The following is a 922-nucleotide window of genomic DNA, read 5'->3' on the forward strand; positions in this document are numbered from 1 at the left end:
GCCCCGGGATCGGCGATCTGTGGTTTGACACTTCGAGCAACAGCAAATGCTACCGCTGGGGCGGGGCCAACTGGATCTCGGTGCAGGACGGCAATATTCCCGATCTGCTGTCCACCACATCGGCGCAGTCTTCGGCGATCACCAGCCTGCAGAATGATCTGGCGGGCAAGGCCCCGGCCTCGGCGCTGAATGCCCTGACGACGCGGGTGACGACGGCGGAGGGCAATATCACCGCCAATGCCGGTGCCCTGACGGCGCTCAGCGCCGATGTGGGGAAGTTCGCGGCGGCAGGAAAGTTCCGGGTCAGCGTCGAGGCCACGCCTTCCGGCGCCACTTCGCGCATCGGCCTGTCTGCCACGGCCTCGGGCGGGGCCACCACCCAGACGGCGGCGCTGTTTCTGGAGGCCACCAGCTCGGGCGTGGGGCGGGTGCTGATCGATGCCGACCGCTTTGCCATCCTCAACGGAACCACACGCGATGTGCCCTTCGTGGTGGATGGTGGCGCCACCTATATCAGGAAGGCCATGATCAAGTCCGGCGATATCGATGCCGACAAGATCGACACCGACAGCTTCAGCACCGCCGGCATGGCGCTGTTCGGCGGCACGCTGCAATCCGACAATTATGCCCCGGGCGCGGCGGGCTGGCGCATCCGCAGGAACGGTGTTGCCGAGTTCTGGGGCCTGATCGTGCGCGGCTCGATCCAGGACGGTGCGGTCTCTGACCGGGCGGTCACCGCGCGGCCGGGCGACTGGACCAATGACACGACGGGGTCCTGGAGTGTGGTGAACACCGTCACCCTGACCGGCCTGTCCCCCGATGCCATCTACTTTGCCAATATCAAGCTGGAGACCCGCAACCAGCTGACCGGCGAGGGCAACACCCGCTACCGCGTCGAGCGGGATCTGCGCGATGGCGGCAC

At 66.6% G+C, this 922-nt stretch carries 1 protein-coding gene; it reads left to right on the forward strand.

Translation table 11 applies throughout. The annotated features are described in order from the left end of the window. The coding region (locus tag IE126_RS25720) for a phage tail tip fiber protein (RefSeq protein ID WP_456071396.1) at nt 1-922 on the forward strand (922 nt) is incomplete at both ends.

The organism is Gemmobacter nanjingensis (genome assembly GCF_014652195.1).
GTDB classification, from domain to species: domain Bacteria; phylum Pseudomonadota; class Alphaproteobacteria; order Rhodobacterales; family Rhodobacteraceae; genus Gemmobacter; species Gemmobacter caeni.